The organism is Xanthomonas sp. DAR 34887 (assembly GCF_041245805.1).
Classification (GTDB): Bacteria; Pseudomonadota; Gammaproteobacteria; order Xanthomonadales; family Xanthomonadaceae; genus Xanthomonas_A; species Xanthomonas_A tesorieronis.
In genome coordinates this window covers 3,160,934-3,184,963 of record NZ_CP162490.1, presented here as the reverse complement: position 1 = coordinate 3,184,963, position 24,030 = coordinate 3,160,934, and the positions used below count along the sequence as shown (strand labels likewise).

Sequence of the window (24,030 nt, the reverse complement as noted above, 5' to 3'; positions counted from 1 at the left end):
CGCGATGAGCCTGGAACTGCTGCCTGCGCTGTGGCGCGCCGTGCCGACCCTGCAGGGCCGGCACGCCTTGCTGGAACCCTTGCGGCCTGCGCATGCCGACGGCCTGCGCGCGGCGCTGCACGGCAGCGGCCTGGAGCGGCTGTGGTACACCAGCGTGCCGGCGCCGGACCAGGTCGATGCGTACGTGGGCGCGGCGCTGGACGCGCAGGCGCAGGGCCGCGTGCTGCCGTTCGCGGTGCGCGATGCGGCTGGCGCGATCGTCGGCAGCACCCGTTTCTACGGCCTGGACGCCGAGGTGCCGACGCTGCTGATCGGCTACACCTGGTACGCGCCGCGGGTGCAGCGCAGCGGGGTCAATACCGAGGTCAAGCGCATGCTGCTGCAGTACGCGTTCGAGACCCTGCAGTGCATCAGCGTCGGCTTCGAAACCAGCTGGTTCAACCACACCTCGCGCGCGGCCATCGCCCGGCTCGGCGCCAAGCAGGACGGCGTGCTGCGCAACCACAAGCGCCACGCCGACGGCACGCCGCGCGATACCGTGGTGTTCTCCATCATCGATACGGAATGGGCCGGGGTGAAACGCCACCTGCAGTTCCGCCTGGACTCGCATACATGACTTCCAAGATTTATGGCGTCGGCATCGTCGGCGCGCGCGGCCACACCGGCGCCGAACTGATCAAGCTGGTCGCCGCGCATCCGCAGCTGCACCTGGCCTTCGTGTCCTCGCGCGAGCTGGCCGGCCAGCGCGTGGCCGAGCATAGCGCCGATTACCGCGGCGACTTGCGCTACGAGAATCTGGACGCCGACGCGGTGGCGGCCAAGCATGCCGATGCGGTGGTGCTGGCGCTGCCCAACGGCAAGGCCGCGCCTTACGTGGCCGCGCTGGACGCGGCGGCGGCCGAGACCGTCGTGGTCGATCTGTCTGCCGACTACCGCTTCGATCCGGGTTGGTACTACGGCCTGCCGGAACTGACCCGCGACCGCTACGCCGGGCAGAAACGGATCAGCAATCCCGGCTGCTACGCCACCGCGATGCAGCTGGCGATCGCGCCGCTGCTCGACCAGCTGGCCGGCCCGCCGCAGTGCTTCGGCGTGTCCGGCTATTCCGGCGCCGGCACCACGCCGTCGGACAAGAACAACCCCGAGCTGCTGCGCGACAACCTGATGCCGTACGCGCTGACCGACCACATGCACGAGCGCGAAGTGTCCACGCAACTGGGCGTGCCGGTGGAGTTCATGCCGCACGTGGCGCCGCATTTCCGCGGCATCACCATGACCGTGAACCTGTGGCTGCAGCAACCGCTGACGCTGGACACGATCCAGCGCCGCTACCGCAAGCGTTACGCCGGCGAGCCGCTGATCGAGGTGCTCGACGAAGCGCCGTGGGTCAGCCGCATCGCCGGCAAGCACGGCGTGCAGATCGGCGGCTTCACCCTGGCGCCGGGCAACAAGCGCCTGGTGGTGGTGGCGACCCTGGACAACCTGCTCAAGGGCGCGGCGACCCAGGCGATGCAAAATCTCAATCTGGCGCTGGGCCTGGACGAACTGACGTCGATTCCGGTGATGGACGCGCCACAGTGATGCACCCTGCGCCAGTGCGGCACTCCCGCGCGCTGCAGCGCGGCGCTTTCCGATTCCCCATTCCCCATTCCCCATTCCCACCAAAATGACCAATCTCCTCTGGCAAAAACCCGGCGTCGCCGTCGACGCCAAGATCCAGGCGTTCCTGGCCGGCGACGACGTGATCCTGGACCGCGAGTTCTTCCTGCACGACATCGCCGCCAGCGGCGCGCACGCCGAAGGCCTGCAGCGCATCGGCATCCTGTCGGCCGACGAACTGGCCGGGCTGCAGCGCGAACTGGCGGTCCTGGCCGAGGATTTCCGCAGCGGCGCGTTCGTGCTCGACGAGCGCTTCGAAGACGGCCATTCGGCGATCGAGGCGCGGCTCACCGAGCGCCTGGGCGATGCCGGGCGCAAGATCCACACCGGACGCAGCCGCAACGACCAGATCCTGGTGGCCACCCGGCTGTGGCTGAAGGAACGACTGACGCAGCTGGCGCAGCTGAGCCGCGAGATCGCCAAGGTCGCGCTGGACCGCGCGCAGGCCGAGCAGGCATTGCCGTTGCCGGGCTACACGCACATCCAGCGCGCCGTGGTGTCCTCGGCGGGAATGTGGTGGGCGGGCTGGGCCGAGGCCTTCATCGACGATGCGATCCGCGCCCAGGACACGCTGCGCCTGGTCGACGCCAATCCGCTCGGCACTGCCGCCGGCTACGGCGTCAACCTCAAGCTCGACCGCGAACACACCACCGCCGCGCTCGGCTTCGCGCGCATGCAGATCAGCCCGATCTACGCGCAGCTCTCGCGCGGCAAGTTCGAGATGGCCGCGCTGGAAGCGCTGGGCAGCGCCACCCTGGACCTGCGCCGGCTGGCCTGGGACCTGTCGCTGTTCACCAGCGGCGAGTTCGGTTTCGTCGCCTTGCCGGCGCAGTACACCACCGGCAGTTCGATCATGCCCAACAAGCGCAACCCGGACGTGATCGAACTGATGCGCGCCACCCACGCCAGCGTGGCCGCGGCGCGCACCGAGATCGAGCAGTTGCTGTCGCTGCCGTCCGGCTACCACCGCGACCTGCAGAGCAGCAAGGGTGCGATCTTCCACGGCTTCGGCCGCGGCCTGGCCGCGCTGGAGCTGTTGCCGGCGCTGCTGGCCAACCTGGAGTGGCGCGACGACAGGCTGCGCGCGGCGATCGACTCGGGCATGTACGCCACCGACGTCGCGGTGGAGGCGGCGCTGGCCGGCGTGCCGTTCCGCGAGGCCTACCAGGCCGCCGCGGCGGCGTCGGACAGCGCAGGGCAGGGGCGCACGCCGGAAGGCAGCCTCGCAGCGCGGGTCTCGCCCGGCGCCGCAGCCGATCTGCGCCTGGCCGAATTGCAGGCGCGTTGGCACGCGCTGGCCGCTTGATCCCTGTAGGAGGGGCTTCAGCCCCGACGCTTTACCGGTAACGCGTCGGGGCCGAAGCCCCTCCTGCAAAAAAGCGCTCGCCACGGTGTGCTGCGATGCCGAACATCCAAACCGATTGCAGAAGGAACACCGCACGATGAAGCACTACCTGGTCCTGGCGATGCGCAGACCCAACTTCGACGAGAGCGTGGTCGCCCCGCACCTGGCCTTCCTCGACGACCTGCGCGCACGCGGCCTGCTGGCGCTGACCGGCGGCTTCAGCGACCGCAGCGGCGGCGCCTACCTGCTGCAGGGCGTGGACGACCTGGCGCAGGCGCAGGCGATCGTCGCCGCCGATCCGCTGGCGATCCAGGGCTGCTCCGACCTCACCGTGTACGAATGGAACATGCACGAATGAAGCACGCGCTGATCCGATGACCACACAGACGCCATCGCCGTTCGCCGAACAGCGCCTGCCACCGTGGCGGCGCGCGGTGCTCAAGGTCGGCAGCAGCCTGCTCGCCGCCGATGGCGGTGGTGGGCTGTCGCCGCGCTACGCGCTGGGGCTGGCGCAGTTCGTCTCGGCCAACCTGGCGGCCGGGCGCGAACTGGTGATCGTGTCGTCCGGTGCGGTCGCCGCCGGCCGCGCGATCCTGCCGCGCGCCGCCGAGGCCGGCGCGGCCATCGCCGCGCGGCAGGCGCTGGCCGCGCTCGGCCAGGCGCAGCTGATCGCGCTGTGGCAGCGCTTCTTCGAGCGCCCGGTGGCGCAGGTGCTGCTGACCCACGACGACCTGCGCAACCGTCGCCGCTACCTCAACGCGCGCGCCACCCTGGGCGAGCTGCTGCGGCTGGGCGCGCTGCCGGTGGTCAACGAGAACGACACCGTGTCGGTGGACGAACTCAAGCTCGGCGACAACGACAACCTGGCTGCGATCGTGGCCGCGCTGGTCGATGCCGACGCGCTGTTCATCGCCACCGACATCGACGGTCTGTACACCGCCGATCCGCGCAGCGATCCGCAGGCGCAGCCGCTGGACGACGTGCCCGAGCTGACCGCGGCGGTGCTGGCGATGGCTGGCGGCAGCGCCAGCAGCGTCGGCACCGGCGGCATGCGCACCAAGCTGGAAGCCGCGGCCAAGGCCGGCGCCGCCGGCATCGAGACCTATCTGTTCAACGGCCGCAGCGCCGAGGTGGTGCGCGGCCTGGCGCAGGACCGCCTGCGCGGCACCCGCATCCATCCGGCACGCACCCGCCTCGCCGCACGCAAGTACTGGCTGCGCCAGGTGCCGGTCGAACCCGGCGCGATCCTGGTCGATGCCGGCGCCGCCGCCGCGCTGGCCGACAAGGGCGCCTCGCTGCTGCCGGGCGGCGTGGCCGGCGCCGAAGGCGATTTCCGCCGCGGCGACATGGTCGAGGTGCGCCTGCGCGACGCCGCCGGCGAACGCTGCCTGGCGCGCGGCGTCAGCCAGTACTCGGCCGCCGACGTGCGCCGCATCGCCCGCCGCCACTCGCGCGACATCGAAGCGATCCTGGGGTACAACTACGGCGAGAACGTGATCCATCGCGATGATTTGGTGCTGGTGTAGCCGGGATTCGGGATTCGAAATTGGGGATTCGTTTCGATCCCGAGTGTTCCCGGCGACCGGTGCCCTGCTTTTGCGAATCCCCAATCCCGAATTCCCAATCCCGGCTCTCCAATGACCATCAAAACCCAAGCCCTGCAATGCCGCGATGCCGCGCAGGCGTTGGCGCAGTTGTCCTCGGCGGCCAAGCAGGCCTTGCTGGAGGCGATGGCGGCGGCGCTGGAAGCGGATGCGGAGGCGATCCTCGCCGCCAATGCGCGCGATCTGGAGGCGGCGCGGGCCAGGGACGTCGGCAGCGCGATGCTCGACCGGCTGGCGCTGGACGGCAAGCGTCTGGCTGGCGTCGCCGCGGCGCTGCGCGAGGTGGCGGCGCTGCCCGATCCGGTCGGCCAGGTGACCCGCGACGATGTGCGCCCGAACGGCATCCGCGTGCAGAAGGTGCGGGTGCCGCTGGGCGTGATCGCGATGATCTACGAGGCGCGGCCGAACGTCACCGCCGATGCCGCGGCGCTGTGCATCAAGGCCGGCAACGGGGTGATCCTGCGCGGCGGTTCGGAGGCGATCCATTCCAATACCGCCATCGCCACCGCGCTGCGGCGCGCGTTGCGCGAGGCCGGGATCGGCGAGGACGCGCTGACCCTGGTCGAAGACCTGCGCCGCGAGACCATGCTGGAACTGCTGCAGCTCAACGACATCGTCGACCTGGCGATCCCGCGCGGCGGCGAGGGCCTGATCCGTTTCGTCGCCGAGCACGCGCGGGTGCCGGTGATCAAGCACTACAAGGGCGTCTGCCACCTGTTCGTGGACGCGTCGGCGGACCTGGATCTTGCGGTGAAGCTGCTGGTGGACGGCAAGACCACGCGCCCGGCCGCGTGCAATTCGCTGGAAACGCTGCTGGTGCACGCCGATATCGCCGCGCGCTTCCTGCCGCTGGCGGCGCAGGCGCTGCAGCAGCGTGGCGTCGCCCTGCGCGGCGACGACGCCAGCCGCGCCTTGCTGCCGGACATCGCTGCGGCCAGCGATGCCGACTACGCCGCCGAGTTCCTCGACCTGATCCTGGCGATCCGCGTGGTGCCGGATCTGGACGCGGCGATCGCGCACATCCGCCGCTACGGCTCGGACCACACCGAAGTCATCGCCACGGCCGATGCGGCCAACGCCGAGGCGTTCGTGCAGGCGCTGCGCGCGGCGGTGGTCATGGTCAACGCGTCGTCGCGCTTCTCCGACGGCGGCGAACTGGGCCTGGGCGCGGAGATCGGCATCTCCACCACGCGCCTGCATGCCTATGGCCCGATGGGCCTGGAAGCGCTGACCGTGGAGCGCTTCGTGGTGCGCGGCGAGGGCCAGGTGCGGCACTGAGCGTGTGCCGCGATGTTGCGGCGTTGCGCTTCGCGTTGCGCCGCTGACGGCACGCGCTAGGGTGCGCCGCGCGGCGGATCATCGTCGATGCTCGACGCCGCGCGATTGCGGCCTGCGGTCTTGGCCCGGTACAGCATGCGGTCGGCTTCGGCGACCAGCGCGTCGACCTGCGGCACGCCGCCGACCGAGGTCGCCACGCCGATGCTGATGGTGGCGTCGACGCGGCGTCCTTCCACTTCCCGGGCCGCGGCCATGAACGCCAGGCGCAGCCGCTCGGCCATCGCGTTGGCCTGCCGCAGGTCGGTGTCCGGCAGCACGCAGACGAACTCTTCGCCGCCGAAGCGGAAGATCCAGTCGCCCTTGCGCAGGCTGCGTTGCGCGACCTGCGCGGCCAGCACGATGACCGCGTCACCAAGCCTGTGGCCATGGCGGTCGTTGATGCGCTTGAAGTGGTCGATGTCGAAGAACAGCACCGAGCGCTGCCGCGTTCCGCTGTCGCGCCATTGGTCGGAACGCTGCTGGAAGAACCGGCGGTTGTAGACGCCGGTCATCGGATCGCGCACCGAGTCGTCGTAATAGCGCAGCGCGTCGCGCTCCTTGTGCATCGCCACCAGCAGCGCGCTCGCCAGCAGCACGTGCAGCAGGATCCTGACGTTGTAGAAGACCACCGCCCAGGTCTGGGCAGGTGCGGCGCCCAAGGGCTGCGGCAGCCAATGCGCGAACACCATGGCCAGCGCCGACAGGGCCGCTGCGACCCAGAACACGATCGCGAGCACGCCGGCGGAAGGAAGCCCGCCCTTGCGCCGGCGCCACAGTTCCAGCGCCGGCAGCGCGCTGTAGAGACAGGCCAGCCCGACGCGCATGCTCGCGTTCGCGGTGGTCCAGCCCAATGGGCCGAACACGGCGATCGTCAGGCACAGCCACAGCAGCGCGGGCAACAGCAGCCAGCCCCAGCGCGGCGGGCGCTCGTAGAACGCCCGTATCGCCTGCCAGCCGAACGCATAGGCGAGGGCGATGCAGAACGCCCCCAGTTGCAGGCCGAGCCTGTCGGGAAACGCTTGCGGCTGGATCAGCAAGCCGCAGCCGCAGGCGCCTGCCAGGAACGGCATCGCGAACCACAGCCGCTTGCCCGCGCGCGGGCGCACGACCAGAAGCAGCAGCGTCATGCACAGCAGCACCACGGTGGTGGAGCCGAGCAGCGTGGGGACATCGATCATGGCGACAACAAGAACCGTGCCGGCGCGGTTGCCGCCAGGGGGTCCTACCCGAAAACGACCATTATCCCCCATCGCTCCTGCGCGGGCCGGGCAGGCCCTTGCGATGGCGGCATCGTCGTCCGCGCCATGCGCCCGCGCTGTGACGCGATGCGTCGCCGCACAGGGCGGCGCCGAACGGTTTCGCCCGGCGCTCTACAGCACGCGCACGGCCGCACCGGGCGCCAGCGCCACCCGCTGCGTGCGGCCATTGAAGGCCAGTTCGGTCTCGGTCCCGCCGACGCTGCGCAGCACGATCCGCGTGGCCTTGCCGTTGCGCCATTGCAGATCCACCACGAAACCGCCGCGCGCGCCGATCCCGCTGACCTTGCCGCGTTCGGCCCATGCCTTGGGCAGCGCCGGCAGCAGCGCGATATGGCCGGGCCGCGAGTACAGCAGCATTTCCAGCATCGCGGTGGGCGTGCCGAAGTTGGCGTCGATCTGGAACACGCCGCCCAGGGTGGGGTCGCCGTGCTGGCTGAGGTCGTAGATGTCGAAGAAGTTCGGCGCGGTGCCGTTGCTGTGCACGATCGACGGCTTGAGGTTGGTCGCGATCAGCGCATAGGCGCGCTCGGCCTCGCCCAGCCGCGCCCAGCACAGCGCACGCCACGCGCAGGCCCAGCCGAAGCTGTGCATGCCGCGCGCGTCCAGCAGCTTGCGTGCCGCGGCGACCTGCTCGGGTGGCGCCAGGTCCGGATGCAGCCGATGGCCGGGATACAGGCCCATCAGCGGCGACAGGTGGCGGTGATGGGCCTCGCCCAGATCGTCGGGCGACATCCATTCCTGCAGTTGCCCGCTGCGTGGGCTGATGTCCGGCAGGTACAGGCGCTGCTGCAGCTCGGCGATGGTTGCGGCATAGCCTGCATCGCGATCGAGCAGCGCGCTGGCCTGGCGGTATTGCCCGAACAGGTTCCAGGCCAGCTCCTGCGCATAGGCGATGCCGCGCGCGTCTTCCGGGCCATGCTCGGGCGACCAGTCGTGATCGTCGACCAGGCGCTTGTGCGGCTGGCCGTCGGCGCCGGGCACCTCCAGCTCGATCAGCCGTGCCTGCCAGAATTCGCAGGCGCCCTTGAGCAAGGGATAGATCCGCGCCAGGTAGGCGCGGTCCTGGGTGTATTCGTAGTGCTGCCACAGGCTGTCGCACAGCCAGGCGTTGCCGCCGGGGTGCCAGTTCCAGCCGCTGCCGCCGAACGGATTGGTCGAGAACGCCACGGCCCAGCCGGCGACCTTGCCGGAGGTGTTGCGGAAGCGGTTGCGCGGGTCGTTGAAGTGCGCCTGGGTGATCTGTGTCCACGCCGGCAGCTGCGCCAGGCAGTAGCGGGCCAGCGCGTCGAAGCACGGCCCCAGCCCGGCCGCGTCGGTCAGCCAATAGTTCATCTGCAGATTGACGTCGCTGTGGTAATCGCTCATCCACGGCGGATCGTTGTTCTCCAGCCACAGCCCCTGCAGGTTGATCGGCAGCGCGTCGCGCGAGGCGGCGATGGTCAGGTAGCGGCCGAACTGCAGGTACAGCGCTTCCAGTTCCGGATCGGGCGTGCCCGTTGCGGCGCGCGCCTGCAGCCGCTGCGCGATGGCGAGCTGGCGTTGCGCCGGGCTGGAACGCCCCAGGTCCACCTGCATGCGGTCGAACAGGGCGCGGTGGTCGGCCACGTGGGTGTACAGCAGCGTCTCGGGCGCGCGCTGCGCCGCCGCCGTGCAGCGCTGGCGGGCCAGCGCCTGCGGATCCAGATCCGGATCGCGGTAGTTCCTGGCCAGGTCGGGCACATAGTTGCTGCCGCCGCACACCACGATGCGCAGCGCACTGCAGTCGCGGAAGTGCAGCGTATCGCCCTGCAGTTCCACGCTGCCGTCGGTGGCGACCAGCTGCACGTGCGCGCCGTGGCGCAGGCCGTTGGCCAACGCGCCGGAGAACCCAAGCTGCCCGCCCGCAGCGCCGTGCACGGCGGTGGCGTGTGCGCTGAGCAGCCGCAGCCGGCCGCTGTGGCGGCCGCCACCGCGCTGCTCGAGCTGGATCACGATGGCGTCGTCGGGGTGGCTGGCGAACACGGTGCGGGTGAACTGCGCCGCGCCCAGCGCGTAGCGCACGCGCACGCAGCCGTTGCTCAGGTCCAGCTCGCGTGCGTAGTCGCGCAGCTGCGCCGGCGCGTGCCCGTCCAGTTCCAGGTACAGCTTGGCCAGCATCACGAAGCTGCCGAAGCTGTCCTTCTCGTAGGGGAACTGGCCCTGCGCGTCGAGCGTGTCGTTGCGGCCGCCGGTCCACAGGCTGGCGTCGGAGATGTACAGGAAGTCGCGGTCGGGCGCGCCGCCGACCAGGGCGCCGAGCCGGCCGTTACCGATCGGCAGGCCTTGCCGCAACACGTCGGCCTCGCTGGGCACATTGGCGTACTGCATCCGCAGCGCCTGCGCCGGCGGCAGCAGCGGCGAGCTGGCCGGGCGTTGCGGCGCGGCGAGCGTGCGGCCGAACGCAGGCAGGTGCAGCAACGGCAGCATGGCGGCCAGGGCGCCGCCTTGTTTCAGGAACGCGCGGCGCGCCGCATTGCCAGGCGCGTGCTCGGAGTCGCTCATCGGGTCGGGGTCTCGCCAGCGCCCCGCACGCGCTTGCGGCGATGGGCAGAAGCATCGTTGTACCTGCGGCGCGCGCCGCAGGGAAGTCGCCGCGTGCGGTTTCGGGCGCGATTGCGCCGATGGCGCCAGATATGTCCGCAAGCGGCCGCGGCATTGGCGGCCGCGTGGCTGTCGCGGCTCCGGTCTTCGCCATTTCCGGGTCCTGGCACATCCGCACTGCGCCCGCATGCGGACACGTCGTGCCGTCTGCGGTCCGCCGACACTTCCGCCCGGGCCGCGGTTGCGCCTACAGTCATGGTCTTACTGTCCGGAGGTTCCATGCGTCCCATCGCCGCCCGCTTGCTCGTCACCGTTCTCGCCACCGCGCTGGCTGCCGCCGCCCACGCGCAGACCGCGCCGATGACCCCGGATATCACCGGCAAGGCCTTTGTCGCGCCGACCGAGGCCAACGACTACGTCAAGCGCGAGGTGATGATTCCGATGCGCGACGGGGTCAAGCTGCACACGGTGATCGTGCTGCCCAAGGGCGCGCAGCATGCGCCGATGCTGCTGACGCGCACGCCTTACGACGCCAGCGGCCGCGCCAGCCGCATGGCTTCGCCGCACATGCGCGACCTGCTGCCGCAGGGCGACGAGGTGTTCGTCGATGGCGGCTACATCCGCGTGTTCCAGGACATTCGCGGCAAGTACGGTTCGCAGGGCGACTACGTGATGACCCGGCCGCTGCGCGGCCCGCTCAACGGCAGCAAGGTCGACCACGCCACCGATGCCTGGGACACCATCGACTGGCTGGTCAAGAACGTGCACGAGTCCAACGGCAAGGTCGGCATGATCGGCTCGTCCTACGAGGGCTTCACCGTGGTCATGGCGCTGACCGATCCGCACCCGGCACTGAAGGTGGCTGCGCCGGAAAGCCCGATGATCGACGGCTGGATGGGCGACGACTGGCTCAACTACGGCGCGTTCCGCCAGATCAACTTCGACTACTTCACCGGCCAGCTGACCCAGCGCGGCAAGGGCAGCGGCATTCCGCGCCACGGCCACGACGACTACAGCAATTTCCTGCGCGCCGGCTCGGCCGGCGACTACGCCAAGGCCGCAGGGCTGGAACAACTGCCGTGGTGGCACAAGCTCACCGAGCATCCTGCCTACGACGCGTTCTGGCAGGGCCAGGCGCTGGACAAGGTCATGGCGCGTACTCCGCTGAAGGTGCCGACGATGTGGCTGCAGGGCCTGTGGGACCAGGAGGACATGTGGGGTGCGATCCACAGCTACCAGGCGATGGAGCCGCGCGATGCCGGCAACGACAGGAACTACCTGGTGATGGGACCGTGGCGGCACAGCCAGGTCAACTACGACGGCTCGGCGTTGGGCGCGCTGAAGTTCGACGGCGACACCGCGCTGCAGTTCCGCCGCGACGTGCTCAAGCCGTTCTTCGACCAGTATCTGGTCGACGGCGCGGCCAAGGCCGACACGCCGCCGGTGTTCATCTACAACACCGGCGAGAACCATTGGGATCGCCTGCAGCGCTGGCCGCGCAGCTGCGCGCAGGGCTGCGAGGCGCGCAGCAAGCCGTTGTACCTGGCGGCCGGCGGCAAGCTGTCGTTCGACGCGCCGCAGGCCGGGCAGGGCGATTACGAAGAGTATGTGTCCGACCCGGCCAAGCCGGTGCCGTTCGTGCCGCGCCCGGTGGACTTCGGCGACCGCGACATGTGGACCGCATGGCTGGTGCACGACCAGCGCTTCGTCGACGGCCGCACCGACGTGCTGACCTACGTCAGCGAGCCGCTGGACGCCCCGCTCAGCATCGCCGGCGTGCCGGAGGTGAACCTGCAGGCCTCCACCAGCGGCAGCGACAGCGACTGGGTAGTGAAGCTGATCGACGTGTACCCGGACGAAGTCGCGTCCGATCCGAAGATGGGCGGCTACGAACTTCCGGTGTCGCTGGCGATCTTCCGCGGCCGCTACCGCGAGAGCTTCGAGCACCCGGCGCCGATCGCGCCGAACCAGCCGCTGGCCTACAGCTTCGGCCTGCCTACTGCCAACCACACCTTCCAGCGCGGCCACCGGGTGATGGTGCAGGTGCAGTCCAGCCTGTTCCCGCTGTACGACCGCAACCCGCAGACCTACGTGCCCAACATCTACTTCGCCAAGCCGGGCGACTACCAGAAGGCGACGCAGCGCATCTGGCACACGCCGCAGCAGGCGAGCTACATCAGTCTGCCGGTGCGCTGAGCGCCACTGCAGCGCGCATGCGGCCGCGTTCTGCGCGCCGGCGGCCGCATGCGCCTGGCGCGGCGGCGTGGCGCGCTCAAAGACGCAGCGCGTCCAGGACCAGCGAGAACGCCGGCGAGTGCTGGCGGCGGCTGGGATAGTAGAGGTGATAGCCGGAGAACGGCGGGCACCAGTCCTCCAGCACCCGCAACAGGCGCCCTTGCTCGAGATGCGGCGCGAATTCCTGCTCCGGCAGGAAAGCGATGCCGAGTCCGTCCAGCGCGGCGCGCACGATCGGCGGCGAGGTGCTGAAGATCACCTGGCCTTCGACCCGCACGTTGACCTGCCGCTTGCGCCGCTCGAACTCCCACACGTAGACGCCGCCATGGGTGGGAAAGCGGATGTTGATGCAGCGGTGCCGGGTCAGATCGCCCGGCACCTTGGGCGCCGGGTGCCGCTGGAAGTAGGCCGGCGCCGCGGCCGCGGCCATGCGCAGCGGCGGGCCGATCGGCATCGCGATCATGTCCTTGTCCAGGCGTTCGCCCAGGCGCACGCCGGCGTCGAAGCGGTCGGCGACGATGTCGCGCAAGCCGTAGCTGACATCGAATTCGATGCGCACGTCCGGGTAGCGGTGCAGCAGCGGCGTCAGCTTGGGCAGCAGCGTGGTGTGCAGGATGTGGTCGCCGCTGGTGATGCGCACCAGGCCGGCGGGCTTGTCGCGCAGCGCGGTCAGCGCGTCCAGTTCCGACTCGATCTCGTCGAAGCGGTCGCCGATCGCCAGCAGCAGGCGCTGGCCGGCCGCGGTGGGCGATACGCTGCGCGTGGTACGCGTGAGCAGGCGGATCTGCAGCCGCGTTTCCAGCGCCTTGATCGCCTGGCTGAGCGCCGACTGGGTGACCCCGAGCACGGCACCGGCGCGGGTGAAACTGCCTTCCCGGGCGACGGTGACGAAGGCCAGCAGATCGTTGAGGTTGCGTCGGGCCATGGGACGAGTATGCCAGCCTGATTGATTAGTCGAGCTAATAGGCAATGCAAGGATTCATCATCTTATCCTGCAGATGCGTCTTGCCGACAATGGCCGTCCTCCCGTCCCTTCGAGGAATTCCGCCATGTCCGTTCATGCCTACGGCGCTGACGCCCGCGACAAACCGCTGGAGCCCTTGCCTCTCGCGCGCCGCAGCGCCGAAGCCCGGCAGATGCCGGGTTTTTGCACCGAGCACGGCGTCTTCGCCGATATCGAGCCGATGCGCGCCGACCAGATCGACGCCGCTTGCGAATCGGTGCCGCAGGGCGACGCGAACTGCCGCTTCGTCGTCAATACCGCCATGTTGGCGGCCTGACTGGGAGGCACAACGATGCAACGACTGCTGCTGATCCTGGCCCTGGCGGCCGGCACCTCCACTGCGATGGGACAAGACATGGCCAATGGCGCGAACAACTTCTACAAGAGCGACGCCGTCGCCACGGAAAAGGTTTCCTTCCGCAACCAGTACCGCATGACGATCGTGGGCAACCTGTTCCTGCCGCGCGAGCGCAAGGCCGGCGTGCGCTATCCGGCGATCATCGTCGGCCACCCCATGGGCGCGGTGAAGGAGCAGAGCTCCAACCTGTACGCGCAGAAGCTGGCCGAGCAGGGCTTCGTGACCCTGGCGATCGACCAGTCGTTCTGGGGCGAGAGCGAGGGCGAGCCGCGCAACGCGGTGGCGCCGGACCTCTATGCCGAGGCGTTCAGCGCGGCGGTCGACTACCTGGGCAGCCAGGCATTCGTGGACCGCGAGCGTATCGGCGTGCTCGGCATCTGCGGCAGCGGCAGCTTCGTCATCAGCGCGGCCAAGATCGACCCGCGCATGAAGGCCATCGCCACCGTGAGCATGTACGACATGGGCGCGGCCAACCGCAATGCGCTCAACCACGCGCAGAGCGTGGCACAGCGAAAGCAGATCATCGCCGCCGCGGCGCGCCAGCGGGACGTGGAATTCGCCGGCGGCAAGACCGAGTACACCGGCGGCACGGTGCACGCGCTCGATGCGCAGACACCTCCCATCCAGCGCGAGTTCTACGACTTCTACCGCACCGCGCGCGGCGAGTTCACCCCGGCCGGTTCCTCGCCTGCGCTCACCACGCATCCGACCCTGACCAGCAACGTCAAGTTCATGAACTTCTATCCGTTCAACGACATCGAGACCATCGCGCCGCGGCCGATGCTGTTCATCGCCGGCGATCAGGCGCACTCGAAGGAATTCAGCGAGGAGGCGTACCGCCTGGCCGGGCAGCCGAAAGAGCTGTACTGGGTGAAGGGCGCGGGTCACGTGGATCTGTACGACCGCACCGACCTGATCCCGTTCGACAAGCTGGCATCCTTCTTCAAGCGCAACCTGGGTGCGCGGTAATGCCGCGCATGGCGAACGGACCGCGTCCAGCGGCGTTTCCGCTCCGCAGCGGGAAGGCGGCATGAACGCGCAGCAGGCGCGCGCGGCCGGCATGCCAGGCGACGCCGCGGCACAGCCTGCGCACTGGGGCGGCGTGTATGCGATGACGCTGTGCGTGTTCGCGTTGATCGCCTCGGAGTTCATGCCGGTCAGCCTGCTGACGCCGATGGCCGCGGACCTGCGTGTCAGCCAGGGCCTGGCCGGCTGCGGCATCGCCGTCTCCGGCGCGTTCGCGGTGCTCACCAGCCTGTCCATTCCCGCGTTGGCCGGCGCCATCGACCGCAAGCGCTTGTTGCTGGCGCTGACCGGGCTGATGGCGGTTTCCGGCGCGGTGGTCGCGTTGGCTCCGAACTATCCGGCCTACATGGTCGGCCGTGCGCTCATCGGCGTGGTGATCGGCGGCTTCTGGTCGATGTCGGCCGCGACCGCGATGCGCCTGGTGCCGCCCGGCGAGGTGCCCCGTGCGCTGGCCGTCTTCAACGGCGGCAACGCGTTGGCCACGGTGATCGCGGCGCCGCTGGGCAGCTACCTGGGCGCGGTGATCGGCTGGCGCGGCGCCTTCCTGTGCCTGGTGCCGGTGGCGGCGCTGGCGCTGGCCTGGCAATGGGCGAGCCTGCCGGGCATGGCCGGGGTGCGCGCGGCTGGCGCAGGCAATGTGTTCGGATTGCTCCGGCAGCGCCCGGTCGCCTTGGGCATGGCCGCCTGTGCCGCGTTCTTCATGGGGCAGTTCGCGTTGTTCACCTACGTGCGCCCGTTCCTGGAAACCGTGACGCTGGCGAAGGTCCCTGCGCTGTCGCTGATCCTGCTGGGGATCGGCGTGGCCGGCCTGGTCGGCACGCTGTTCGTCGGCATCGCGCTGAGGCGCGGCCTGTATCGCACCCTGATCGCGATTGCGCTGCTGATGGCGGCGATCGCCTTGATCCTGGTTCCATTCGGCACGCGCATCGCCGCCGTGGCCGCCTTGTTGGCGTTGTGGGGATTGCTGGCCACCGCTGCGCCGGTGGGCTGGTGGAGCTGGATCGCGCACGCCATGCCGAACAACGCCGAAGCCGGCGGGGGCCTGATGGTGGCGGTGATCCAGTTGGCAATCGCGCTGGGCTCGACTGTCGGCGGCATGCTGCTGGATCGCGCCGGCTACGCGGCGACCTTCGTGGCCAGCGCTGCGCTGCTGCTGCTCGCGGCCGCGCTGACCTGGCGGGCATCGCGTGCGCGCGCCGCATGACCCGACGCCAGCGGCGCGGGTCTGCGTCATGGCGATGACGCCGCGACGGCACGATGGCGGTGCGATGCCCTGCGCGCAGCGGCCGGCCGCCGGCAACGGCGCGGGCCATCGCTTGCGATGCCGCGCGTTGCTGCTGGCCGGCTTGCTGGGAGCGGACCCTGGCATGGCCGGCATGTACGCCAGTGCGGCGCCGCCCGCGGCCGCCGCCGTACCATTCGCGCATACCGAGGACGCACGCATGTGGATGACCGTCGGCCACCGCCGTTTCGCCATCGCCCTGGACGACACTGCGGCGGCGCGCGCCTTCGCCGCGCAGTTGCCGCTGGTACTGGACATGAGCGAACTCAACGGCAACGAGAAGCACGCCGAACTGCCGCAGCCGCTGTCGGCAGCGCCGCACCGACCGGGCACGCTGCAGGCGGGCGACCTGATGCTCTACCGCACGCAGACGCTGGTGGTCTTCTATGCGAGCTTCGCTTCCTCCTATTCCTATACCCGGCTTGGGCGGGTGGACGACCCGGCCGGGTTGGCCCAGGCCTTGGGCCGGGGCGACGTCCGCGTCGCGTTCTCCAGGGACTAGCAGGACGTCCTGCATTCGCCGCGGCCGGTGACCTACGTCGCATATGGTCAGGTGTCCGTCAGCGGTCGCCGACGGCCGGCCGCGCGCTGCGTGCGATGTGCGGAGCGTGTGAGCGGATGACGCTACGCGCACACTCGCATGCGCCGCAACAGGCCAGTTACATGGGGTTGCCGGTGCATTGGGCGAAGCGCACGCCGTGTGCCGTGCGCCGGCGTGTGGACTGCGCAAGTTAGCTTAGTTTCGCGATTCGACCAGCGAGAGGGTGCAGGTTTCGCCTGGAGCGGATTGCCAGTACTCGAAGCGCGAAAGTTTCTTGCCCGCGGTCTGCGCGGCCAGGATGTTCGCATAAGCAGCTTTGCCGAAATCGTCGCTGAGGCTGAAATAGACGATGTCAAACCTGCAATTGACCGACAGATTGTCCTTGATGCTGAAGTAGACGGTGCTGCTTTGTACGCCGACCCGATCTACAAGCTTGTCGGTTTCGGTCACCGCGGCCGCAGGCGCGCAGTAGAAGGCGAGCAGTGACAGGCATAGCGTCGCTTGCAGTTTCATGGTGTCGTGTCCGTTTGTCTGAGTCGTGAATGTCGAAACGGACACGCCCGCCGCCTTGCCTCCGGTACATGTCGTTGCCGAAGAAGGAGGTCGTGATGAATGCGCCGGTTCCCCGTCGCAATTGTGGCGAGAAGCCAGGCCCGGGCGTCAAGGCCTGGCTGCCTTGAGCGGATGTGGCCCGGTGGCGGCAGGGCAGTCTGCCGCGCTGCATGGCCGCTGCCGGATCGCAGGCACAAAAAAACCCGGAAAACGTTGGTTTTCCAGGCTTCTTGTGACCTTGAAACTGGTCGGGGAGACAGGATTCGAACCTGCGACCTCTACGTCCCGAACGTAGCGCTCTACCAGACTGAGCTACACCCCGAAGGAGCCGCACATGATACGGGGGTCACCCGCATTCGGCAAGATCCTTTGCGAAAAAATTTCAGTCGGCGTCCTTGGCGGCGCCTTCGCGGGCCTCGAACCACATGCCGTTGAGGATGGCGGCGGTGGAGGCCAGGCCGACACCGAGAATCCAGGCGAAATACCACATGGTGCAATCTCCTATGCGATCGGGTTGAACGCGCTCAGTACGCGTTGGGGTTGTCGTCCATCGACGCGGCGGTGACCTTGCCCTTCAACACCCGGTACACCCAGGTGGTGTAGCCGAGGATGATCGGCAGGAACACTGCGGTGGCCAGCAGCATGATCCACAGGGTCAGGCGGCTGCTGGAAGCGTCCCACACGGTCAGGCTGGAGCCGGGCTGGCTGGAGGAGGGCAGCAGGAACGGGAAGATCGCAAAGCCGACGGTGAGGATGATGCCGGCGATGGCCGCGCCCGAGGCGATGAAGGCCAGCCCGCCGCGGCGCTTGTGCAGCAGCACCGCGCTGAGCAGCAGGCCGAGCAGGCCGGCCAGCGGCGCCAGCGCGGTCAGCGGCATCGACTGGTAGTTGTGCATCCAGCCGCCGACCTCGCCGAGCACCGCGGTCTTCAGCAGCGGGTTGGTGGCGCCGTCGGTGACCGTTTGCGAGGTCACCGCGTAGCCGGGCAGGCCCATCGCCACCCAGACGCCGCCGGCGGCGAACAGCGCGCAGGCCACCAGTGCCGCCACGCTGCCGTAGCGGGCCGCACGCTCGGCCACCGGGCCGTCGGTCTTCAGCACCAGCATCGCCGCGCCGTGCGCCACCAGCATGCTCACGCTGAGCAGGCCGGCGAGCAGGGCGAACGGCATCAGCAGGCCGAAGAAGGTGCCGGTGTAGAACACCCGCAGGGTGTCGTCGAAGTGGAACGGCACGCCGAGCACCACGTTGCCCACCGCCACGCCCATGATCAGCGCCGGGATGAAGCCGCCGATGAACAGCGCCCAGTCCCAGCCGTTGCGCCAGCGCTGGCTGGGCAGCTTGCCGCGGAACTTGAACCCGACCGGGCGCAGGATCAGCGCGAACAGGATCACGAACATGGCCAGGTAGAAGCCGGAGAAGCTGACCGCGTACAGCGGCGGCCAGGCGGCGAAGATCGCGCCGCCGCCGAGCACCAGCCAGACCTGGTTGCCCTCCCAGACCGGGCCGATGGTGTTGACCACCAGCCGGCGTTCGGCGTCGTTCTTCGCCACGAACGGCAGCAATGCGCCGACGCCCAGGTCGAAACCGTCCATCACCGCGAAACCGATCAGCAGGATGCCGAGCAGCAGCCACCAGATCACGCGCAGCGTGGTGTAGTCCAATGCAATGAAGTCCATCGTCTTTCTCCTGCCGGGATCAGAGTTGACCGGCGGCCGCAGGTGCGGCGAGCGGGGTGGCGGGGCGCGGGGCCGGTTGCAGCAGCGCGGGCAGATGGTCGGGGCCCTTGCGGATCGCCTTGAGCATCAGCTTGATCTCGATGACCAGCAGCACCGTGTAGATGGCCACGAAGCCGGCCAGGGTGATGAGGATCTCGTGCAGGGCCAAGCCGGAGGCGGCATAGAAGGTCGGCAGCACGCCTTCCACCGCCCACGGCTGACGGCCGTACTCGGCGACGAACCAGCCGCATTCGATCGCGATCCACGGCGCCGGCAGGGACCACAGCGCCAGCTTCAGGAACCAGCGCTTGTCCTCGAAATTGTGCTTGCACGAGAACCACATCGCGGCGATGAAGAAGGCGATCAGGTAGAAGCCCAGGCCGGCCATGACCCGGAACGTCCAGAACAGCGGCAGCACGCGCGGCACGGTGTCCAGCGCGGCCTTGGAGATTTCTTCCGGCGTGGCGTTGAGAATGTCGTCGCGATAGCGCTTGAGCAGCAGGCCGTGGCCCAGGTCCTGCCAGTGGCGCTCGAACACTTCGCGCGCCTGCACGTCGTTGCGGTCGGCCTTGAGCCGTTGCAGCGCGCCGTAGGCGATCTGGCCGCCGCGGATGCGGTGCTCGGCACGGCCGACCAGTTCCAGGATGCCGGGAATCGGCGTGTTCAGCGAGCGCGTGGCGACCAAGCCCATCAGGTAGGGCACCTTGATCGCGTAGTCGTTCTTGCCGGTGGCCTGGTTGGGAATGCCGAAGGCGGTGAAGTCGGCGGGGGCCTGTTCGGTCTCCCACATCGCTTCGATCGCGGCCAGCTTCATCTTCTGGTGTTCGTTGGCGGCATAGCCGCTCTCGTCGCCGAGCACCACCACCGACAGCGAGGACGCCAGGCCGAACGCGGCGGCCACCGCGAACGAGCGCCGGGCGATGTCGCGGTGCGTGCCGCGCAGCAGGAACAGCGCGCTGATCGACATCACGAACACCGCGCCGGTGACGTAGCCGGCGCTGACCGTGTGCACGAACTTGGCTTGCGCCACCGGGTTGAACACCACCGCCATGAAGTCCACGACTTCCATGCGCATCGTGTCCGGGTTGAACACCGCGCCGGTCGGATTCTGCATCCAGCCGTTGGCGATCAGGATCCACACCGCCGACAGGTTGGTGCCCAGCGCCATCAGCCAGGTCACCATCAGGTGCTTGACCGGCGACAGCTTGTTCCAGCCGAAGAAGAACAAACCGATGAAGGTGGCTTCCAGGAAGAACGCCATCAACCCTTCGATCGCCAGCGGCGCGCCGAAGATGTCGCCGACGTAATGGCTGTAGTAGGACCAGTTCATGCCGAACTGGAATTCCATGACGATGCCGGTGGCCACGCCCATCGCGAAGTTGATGCCGAACAGCACGCCCCAGAACAGCGCCATGCGCCGCCAGACCTCCTTGCGGGTCATGACGAACACGCTCTCCATGATCGCGATCATGAAGGACAGGCCCAGGGTGAGCGGGACGAACAGGAAGTGATACATGGCGGTCATGGCGAACTGCAGCCGCGACAGCTCTACGACAGTGGTGTCGATCATGGCTGTGCTACCTCGTGGGAAATGTGCATCTGGGTGGCCGGGTGGCGGTAGGTTGAGGGCGATGTTCCGCTTCCGCCGCGCGCGGGGCCTTGATTCAGATCAATGTCCTCGCCGGCCGCGATCGGCATCGTGGCGGCACGCGGCGGTCCCGACCGGGATGCCGACTTACAATGGCGGCCTGTTCGCCGCGCAGAGTCCGTTTTGACCGATCCCGCCGAGTCGTCAGTTGCCCCGTCTGCCGAGTCGCCGCACCTGCGGCGGCAGCGCATGCGCTGGCTGGCGTCGCTGGCCAGCGCGGCGCGCGGGCGGCAACGGCTGGCCGCCGCCGCGATCAGCCTGTCCGGGACGCTGTTGATCGTGCAGGCCGGCGCCATCGCCTGGCTGCTGCAGGCCTTGCTGGTGGAGCGTGCCGAGCTGGCGTCGTCGCTGCCCGCATTCGCCATCCTGGCGCTGGTGCTGGTCGTGCGCGCGCTGCTGGGCGCCTGCGCGCAGCGCGCCGCCGGCGATGTCGCCGATGCGGCGAAGTTCGAACTGCGCCGGCGCGTGTACCGGCGCCTGCTGCAGCGCGGCCCGCTGTGGCTGCGCGGCCAGCGCAACGGCGAGCTGGGCGAAGTGCTGCTGGCCCACGGCGACGCGCTGGACGGCTACTACGCCGGCTACCAGCCGGCGCGGCTGGAAGTGAGCGTGGTGCCGGTGCTGATCCTGCTCGCGGTCGGCTGGAGCGACTGGGTGGTGGGCCTGCTGCTGCTGTTCACCGCGCCGCTGGTGCCGATCTTCATGATGCTGGTCGGCTGGGGCGCCGAAGCGGCCGGGCGCCGCCAGCTGCGCGAGCTGGCGCGGATGGGCGGGCATTTCGCCGACCGGCTCAAGGGCCTGGGCCTGCTGCGCCTGTACGGCCGCGGCGAGGACGAACTGCGCGGCATCGCCGCCGCCGCCGAGGGCGTGCGCGAACGCACCTTGAAGGTGCTGCGCATCGCCTTCCTGTCCTCGACCGTGCTCGAGTTCTTCGCCTCGGTCAGCGTGGCGATGGTGGCGATGTACCTGGGCCTGAGCTACCTGGGCATGATCGCGCTGCACGCGGCGGTGCCGACCCTGGGCGTGGGCGTGTTCTGCCTGCTGCTGGCGCCGGAGTTCTACGCGCCGCTGCGGCGCCTGGCCGCGCACTACCACGACCGCGCCAATGCGCTGGCGGCGGCGGCCGAAGTGGAGCGGCTGCTTGGCGAGTTGCCGGATGCGGGGGCAGCGCCGGTGCCGCCGTCCGTCGCGCGGCCCGCTGCTGCCGCGCCGCCGCCTTCGTCGCAGATGCCTGCACAACCTGCTCCGGCGATGCCGGCCGCGCCTGATGGGGCTGCCGCGTTCCCGTCGTCCGGCGTGCCCGCAGCGACCGTAGCGCCCACGATGTCCCCGGCACTTGCGACGCCCGCGGTGCCTGCAATGCGCGCAGCGCCTGAAGCAGCTGCGTTGTCGGCGGTGCCCACCGCACTGGCGCCGCCAGTTCCCGCACAAACGCTGCTGCATGCCGAGGGCCTGACCCTGCGGCCGCAAGGCGCGCGCTGCGATGCGTTGGTCGATCTGTCCTTCAGCCTGCAGCCCGGCCAGCGCCTGGCCCTGGTCGGACCCAGCGGCAGCGGCAAGAGCACGCTGCTCGAAGCGCTGGCCGGCTGGCTGCCGCCGCGCGCCGGCCACCTGCAGCTGCGGCCCGGCCTGCGCGTCGGTTATGCCGGCCAGCGCCCGTACCTGTTCCACGGCAGCATCGCCGACAACCTGCGCCTGGCCGCGCCGCAGGCCAGCGCCGCGCAACTGCAGGCTGCGGCCGAAGCGGCCCAGGTCATGCGCTTCGCCGCGCGCCTGCCGCTGGGTCTGGATACGCTGATCGGCGAACGCGGCTTCGGCCTGTCCGGTGGCGAAGCGCGGCGCATCGGCCTGGCGCGGCTGCTGCTGCGCGATCCGGAACTGTTGTTGCTCGACGAACCCACCGCGTTCCTCGATCCGGACACCGAGGCCGAACTGCTGCGCACCCTGGCCACGTTCAGCCACGGCCGCAGCGTGATCGTCGCCACCCACAGCGAGGCCGCGATGCGCTGGGCCGACCGCGTGCTGCGGCTGCCGGCGCGCGCCGCCGCGGAAGACGCGATCGGAGCGGCGCGATGAGCGGCCCAGTGCGTGACGACGATCTGCGCAGCGTATTCGGCCGTCACCATGGCCGCCTGCTGCTGACCGCGCTGCTGCTGTTGTGCACGATGCTGGCCGGGGTCGGCCTGCTCGGCCTGTCGGGCGGCTTCCTGACCGCCGCGGCGCTGGCCGGCGTGGCCGGCATGGGCAGCGGCTTCAACTTCTTCTCGCCCTCGGCCGGCATCCGCGCGCTGACCTTCGCCCGCATCGCCTCGCGCTACGGCGAGAAGCTGGTGGGCCACGACGCCACCTTGCGCATCGCCCGCGACCTGCGCGTGTGGTTCTTCCGCCGCGCGCTGCCGCTGGCGCCGGCCAGGCTCGGCGCCAGCCGTACCGGCGAATTGCTGGCACGCCTGATGTCCGACATCGGCGAGGTCGATGGCCTAGTGGTACGCGCATTGGCGCCGCTGGCGGCGCTGCTCGGCATCGGCATCGCCGGCGTGGCCGCGGCGGCCGCGATTTATTGGCCGGCAGCGCTGCTGTTGGCGGTGCTGGCGGTGGCGATCGGCGCCGGCGTGCCGTGGATGGTCGCGCGCGGCGGCCGCGTGCGCGAGCAGCGTCGCGCGCAGCAGCGCGAAACGCTGCGCACGCTGGCCTACGAAGGCCTGGAAGGCGCTGCCGATCTTGCCGCGCTGGACGCGCAGGCCGACTGGATCGCGCGCGTGGACGCCAGCGTGCACGACCTGCGCGCGCACGACCGCCAGCAGCGGCAGCGCCTGATCGGCGGCAATGCGCTGCATGCGCTGTGCGCCGCGCTGGGCCTGCTGGCGATGCTGTGGCTGGCGCTGGGCGCGGCCCGTGCCGATCTGATCGGCGCCGAACAGGCGGCCGGGCTGCTGTTCCTCACCGTGGCCCTGCTCGAGGTCTGGGCCGGCGCCGGCCTGGCCTGGCAGGCGCTGCAATCCGGCCGCGTCGCCGCGCAGCGGCTGCAGGCCATCGCCGGGCAGGACGCGCCGGTCGCCGACCCCGCACAGGCGCAGCCGTTGCCCGCCGTTGGCGACGTGCAGTTCGACGCGGTCGTCTTCGCCTGGCCCGGGGCGACCCGGCACGTGCTCGACGGCGTCGGCCTGCGCATCGCGCCGGGCGAGCGCGTCGCGATCTGCGGCGACAGCGGCAGCGGCAAGACCACCTTGTCGGCGCTGCTGCTGCGCCTGTGGGATCCGCAGCAGGGCAGCGTCCGCTATGCCGGCGTGGACTTGCGCGAGCTGGCCCAGGCGCAATGGCACCAGCGCATCGCCTGGCTGCCGCAGGGCGCGCCGGTGTTCGCCGGCAGCGTGCGCGACAACCTGCGCCTGGGCGCGCCCGATGCCGACGACGCCATCTTGCAACGCGCGCTCGCCGACGTGCGCCTGGACGCGTGGCTGCACGAAGTCGGCGGCCTGGGCGCGTGGCTGGGCGAGAACGGCGCGACCATGTCCGCCGGCCAGGCGCGGCGCCTGGCCCTGGCCCGCGCGCTGCTGCGCAACGCGCCGCTGCTGGTGCTGGACGAGCCCACCGAAGGCCTGGACGTGGACACCGCGCAAGCCCTGCTGCGCGACCTGAGCCAGGCGCTGGGGCAGCGCAGCTTGCTGTTGATCAGCCACGATGCTTTGCCGGAAGGCGTGGTGCATACCCGTTATCGGTTGCAGCAGGGACGGTTGCAGGCCGAGCCGTAGCATCGCGGCACCGACGGCGATGATCGGAGCAGCGCATGGCTGACGGCGCATGCAGTCGGGACTGAAGTCCCTCCCACAAGGGCGGCATGCCGTTATCTCGTCGCGCGAGCGGTTGCGTTTGGCCTGGGCCATCGGCCGCGACGAACGCAGTCGCAAGTCATCCGTCCGTGGCCACATC

Annotated in this window: 20 protein-coding genes and 1 tRNA gene; 13 read left to right on the top strand and 8 right to left on the bottom strand. The window is 69.8% G+C overall.

From position 1 onward, the window contains the following. Positions 1–4: 4 nt before the first annotated feature. The 6 genes from AB3X08_RS13430 (at position 5) to AB3X08_RS13405 (ending at position 5,886) form a co-directional block, all read left to right on the top strand. Positions 5–616, top strand: a complete 612-nt coding sequence (locus AB3X08_RS13430; protein ID WP_369933137.1) for a GNAT family N-acetyltransferase — start codon at positions 5–7, stop codon at positions 614–616. After that, positions 613–1,581 carry an N-acetyl-gamma-glutamyl-phosphate reductase gene (gene argC, locus AB3X08_RS13425; RefSeq protein WP_369933136.1) on the top strand — a complete coding sequence of 323 codons (969 nt, stop codon included), beginning with the start codon at positions 613–615 and terminating at the stop codon, positions 1,579–1,581. Before AB3X08_RS13430 ends, argC begins: the two co-directional genes overlap by 4 nt. Before the next feature lie 85 nt (positions 1,582–1,666). After that, on the top strand, positions 1,667–2,965 hold the full coding sequence (gene argH, locus AB3X08_RS13420) for an argininosuccinate lyase (RefSeq protein WP_369933134.1): 1,299 nt from the start codon (positions 1,667–1,669) through the stop codon (positions 2,963–2,965). Positions 2,966–3,101: 136 nt separating this feature from the next. After that, positions 3,102–3,362, top strand: coding sequence for a YciI family protein (locus tag AB3X08_RS13415; RefSeq protein ID WP_369933133.1), 261 nt, complete (start codon positions 3,102–3,104; stop codon positions 3,360–3,362). A gap of 16 nt (positions 3,363–3,378) precedes the next feature. After that, positions 3,379–4,530: a glutamate 5-kinase gene (gene proB, locus AB3X08_RS13410; protein WP_369933131.1), complete on the top strand. Its 1,152-nt coding sequence runs from the start codon at positions 3,379–3,381 to the stop codon at positions 4,528–4,530. 111 nt (positions 4,531–4,641) lie between these two features. Then, the gene (locus AB3X08_RS13405; protein WP_369933130.1) at positions 4,642–5,886 is read left to right on the top strand and encodes a glutamate-5-semialdehyde dehydrogenase; all 1,245 of its coding nucleotides are present in this window, start codon (positions 4,642–4,644) and stop codon (positions 5,884–5,886) included. 56 nt (positions 5,887–5,942) lie between these two features. On the opposite strand, the gene AB3X08_RS13400 is transcribed toward AB3X08_RS13405, so the two are convergent. Together AB3X08_RS13400 and AB3X08_RS13395 are read right to left on the bottom strand one after the other, a co-directional pair. After that, positions 5,943–7,103: a sensor domain-containing diguanylate cyclase gene (locus tag AB3X08_RS13400; RefSeq protein WP_369933129.1), complete on the bottom strand. Its 1,161-nt coding sequence runs from the start codon at positions 7,101–7,103 to the stop codon at positions 5,943–5,945. Positions 7,104–7,295: 192 nt separating this feature from the next. After that, complete coding sequence (locus AB3X08_RS13395; protein WP_369933128.1) at positions 7,296–9,704, bottom strand: glycosyl hydrolase family 95 catalytic domain-containing protein; 2,409 nt, start codon at positions 9,702–9,704, stop codon at positions 7,296–7,298. A gap of 318 nt (positions 9,705–10,022) precedes the next feature. On the opposite strand from AB3X08_RS13395, the gene AB3X08_RS13390 reads away from it, so the two are divergent. Then, a complete protein-coding gene (locus tag AB3X08_RS13390) occupies positions 10,023–11,939 on the top strand; it encodes a CocE/NonD family hydrolase (RefSeq protein WP_369933127.1) in 1,917 nt (638 codons plus the stop codon). Positions 11,940–12,015: 76 nt separating this feature from the next. Here AB3X08_RS13390 and AB3X08_RS13385 read toward each other — a convergent pair whose 3' ends face one another. Continuing rightward, positions 12,016–12,903 (bottom strand): LysR family transcriptional regulator, encoded by an 888-nt coding sequence (locus AB3X08_RS13385; protein WP_369933125.1) that lies wholly within the window; start codon positions 12,901–12,903, stop codon positions 12,016–12,018. A gap of 124 nt (positions 12,904–13,027) precedes the next feature. Here AB3X08_RS13385 and AB3X08_RS13380 point away from each other — a divergent pair, with 124 nt between their 5' ends. From AB3X08_RS13380 to AB3X08_RS13365, 4 genes are all read left to right on the top strand, one after another. Continuing rightward, positions 13,028–13,258 carry a hypothetical protein gene (locus AB3X08_RS13380; protein WP_369933124.1) on the top strand — a complete coding sequence of 77 codons (231 nt, stop codon included), beginning with the start codon at positions 13,028–13,030 and terminating at the stop codon, positions 13,256–13,258. Positions 13,259–13,273: 15 nt separating this feature from the next. Further along, positions 13,274–14,308, top strand: coding sequence for an alpha/beta hydrolase (locus AB3X08_RS13375; RefSeq protein ID WP_369933123.1), 1,035 nt, complete (start codon positions 13,274–13,276; stop codon positions 14,306–14,308). A gap of 61 nt (positions 14,309–14,369) precedes the next feature. Further along, positions 14,370–15,569, top strand: a complete 1,200-nt coding sequence (locus AB3X08_RS13370) for an MFS transporter (RefSeq protein WP_369933121.1) — start codon at positions 14,370–14,372, stop codon at positions 15,567–15,569. Between the two features lie 64 nt (positions 15,570–15,633). Further along, the gene (locus tag AB3X08_RS13365; RefSeq protein WP_369933120.1) at positions 15,634–16,149 is read left to right on the top strand and encodes a cyclophilin-like fold protein; all 516 of its coding nucleotides are present in this window, start codon (positions 15,634–15,636) and stop codon (positions 16,147–16,149) included. 234 nt (positions 16,150–16,383) lie between these two features. Here AB3X08_RS13365 and AB3X08_RS13360 read toward each other — a convergent pair whose 3' ends face one another. The 5 genes from AB3X08_RS13360 to AB3X08_RS13340 form a co-directional block, all read right to left on the bottom strand. Next, on the bottom strand, positions 16,384–16,701 hold the full coding sequence (locus AB3X08_RS13360; RefSeq protein WP_369933118.1) for a hypothetical protein: 318 nt from the start codon (positions 16,699–16,701) through the stop codon (positions 16,384–16,386). Between the two features lie 284 nt (positions 16,702–16,985). Continuing rightward, positions 16,986–17,062 (bottom strand) — tRNA-Pro (locus AB3X08_RS13355). A 60-nt stretch (positions 17,063–17,122) separates the two neighbouring features. Beyond that, positions 17,123–17,230 carry a cytochrome bd-I oxidase subunit CydX gene (cydX, locus tag AB3X08_RS13350; protein WP_369933117.1) on the bottom strand — a complete coding sequence of 36 codons (108 nt, stop codon included), beginning with the start codon at positions 17,228–17,230 and terminating at the stop codon, positions 17,123–17,125. Between the two features lie 34 nt (positions 17,231–17,264). Further along, a complete protein-coding gene (cydB, locus tag AB3X08_RS13345; protein WP_369933116.1) occupies positions 17,265–18,416 on the bottom strand; it encodes a cytochrome d ubiquinol oxidase subunit II in 1,152 nt (383 codons plus the stop codon). Positions 18,417–18,435: 19 nt separating this feature from the next. Continuing rightward, complete coding sequence (locus AB3X08_RS13340; protein ID WP_369933115.1) at positions 18,436–20,025, bottom strand: cytochrome ubiquinol oxidase subunit I; 1,590 nt, start codon at positions 20,023–20,025, stop codon at positions 18,436–18,438. A gap of 129 nt (positions 20,026–20,154) precedes the next feature. On the opposite strand from AB3X08_RS13340, the gene AB3X08_RS13335 reads away from it, so the two are divergent. Further along, positions 20,155–22,176 carry an ABC transporter ATP-binding protein/permease gene (locus AB3X08_RS13335; protein ID WP_420018506.1) on the top strand — a complete coding sequence of 674 codons (2,022 nt, stop codon included), beginning with the start codon at positions 20,155–20,157 and terminating at the stop codon, positions 22,174–22,176. Continuing rightward, positions 22,173–23,852, top strand: coding sequence for a thiol reductant ABC exporter subunit CydC (gene cydC / locus AB3X08_RS13330; RefSeq protein ID WP_369933113.1), 1,680 nt, complete (start codon positions 22,173–22,175; stop codon positions 23,850–23,852). The genes AB3X08_RS13335 and cydC overlap by 4 nt, the downstream gene beginning before the upstream one ends. The last annotated feature ends 178 nt before the right edge of the window (positions 23,853–24,030 follow it).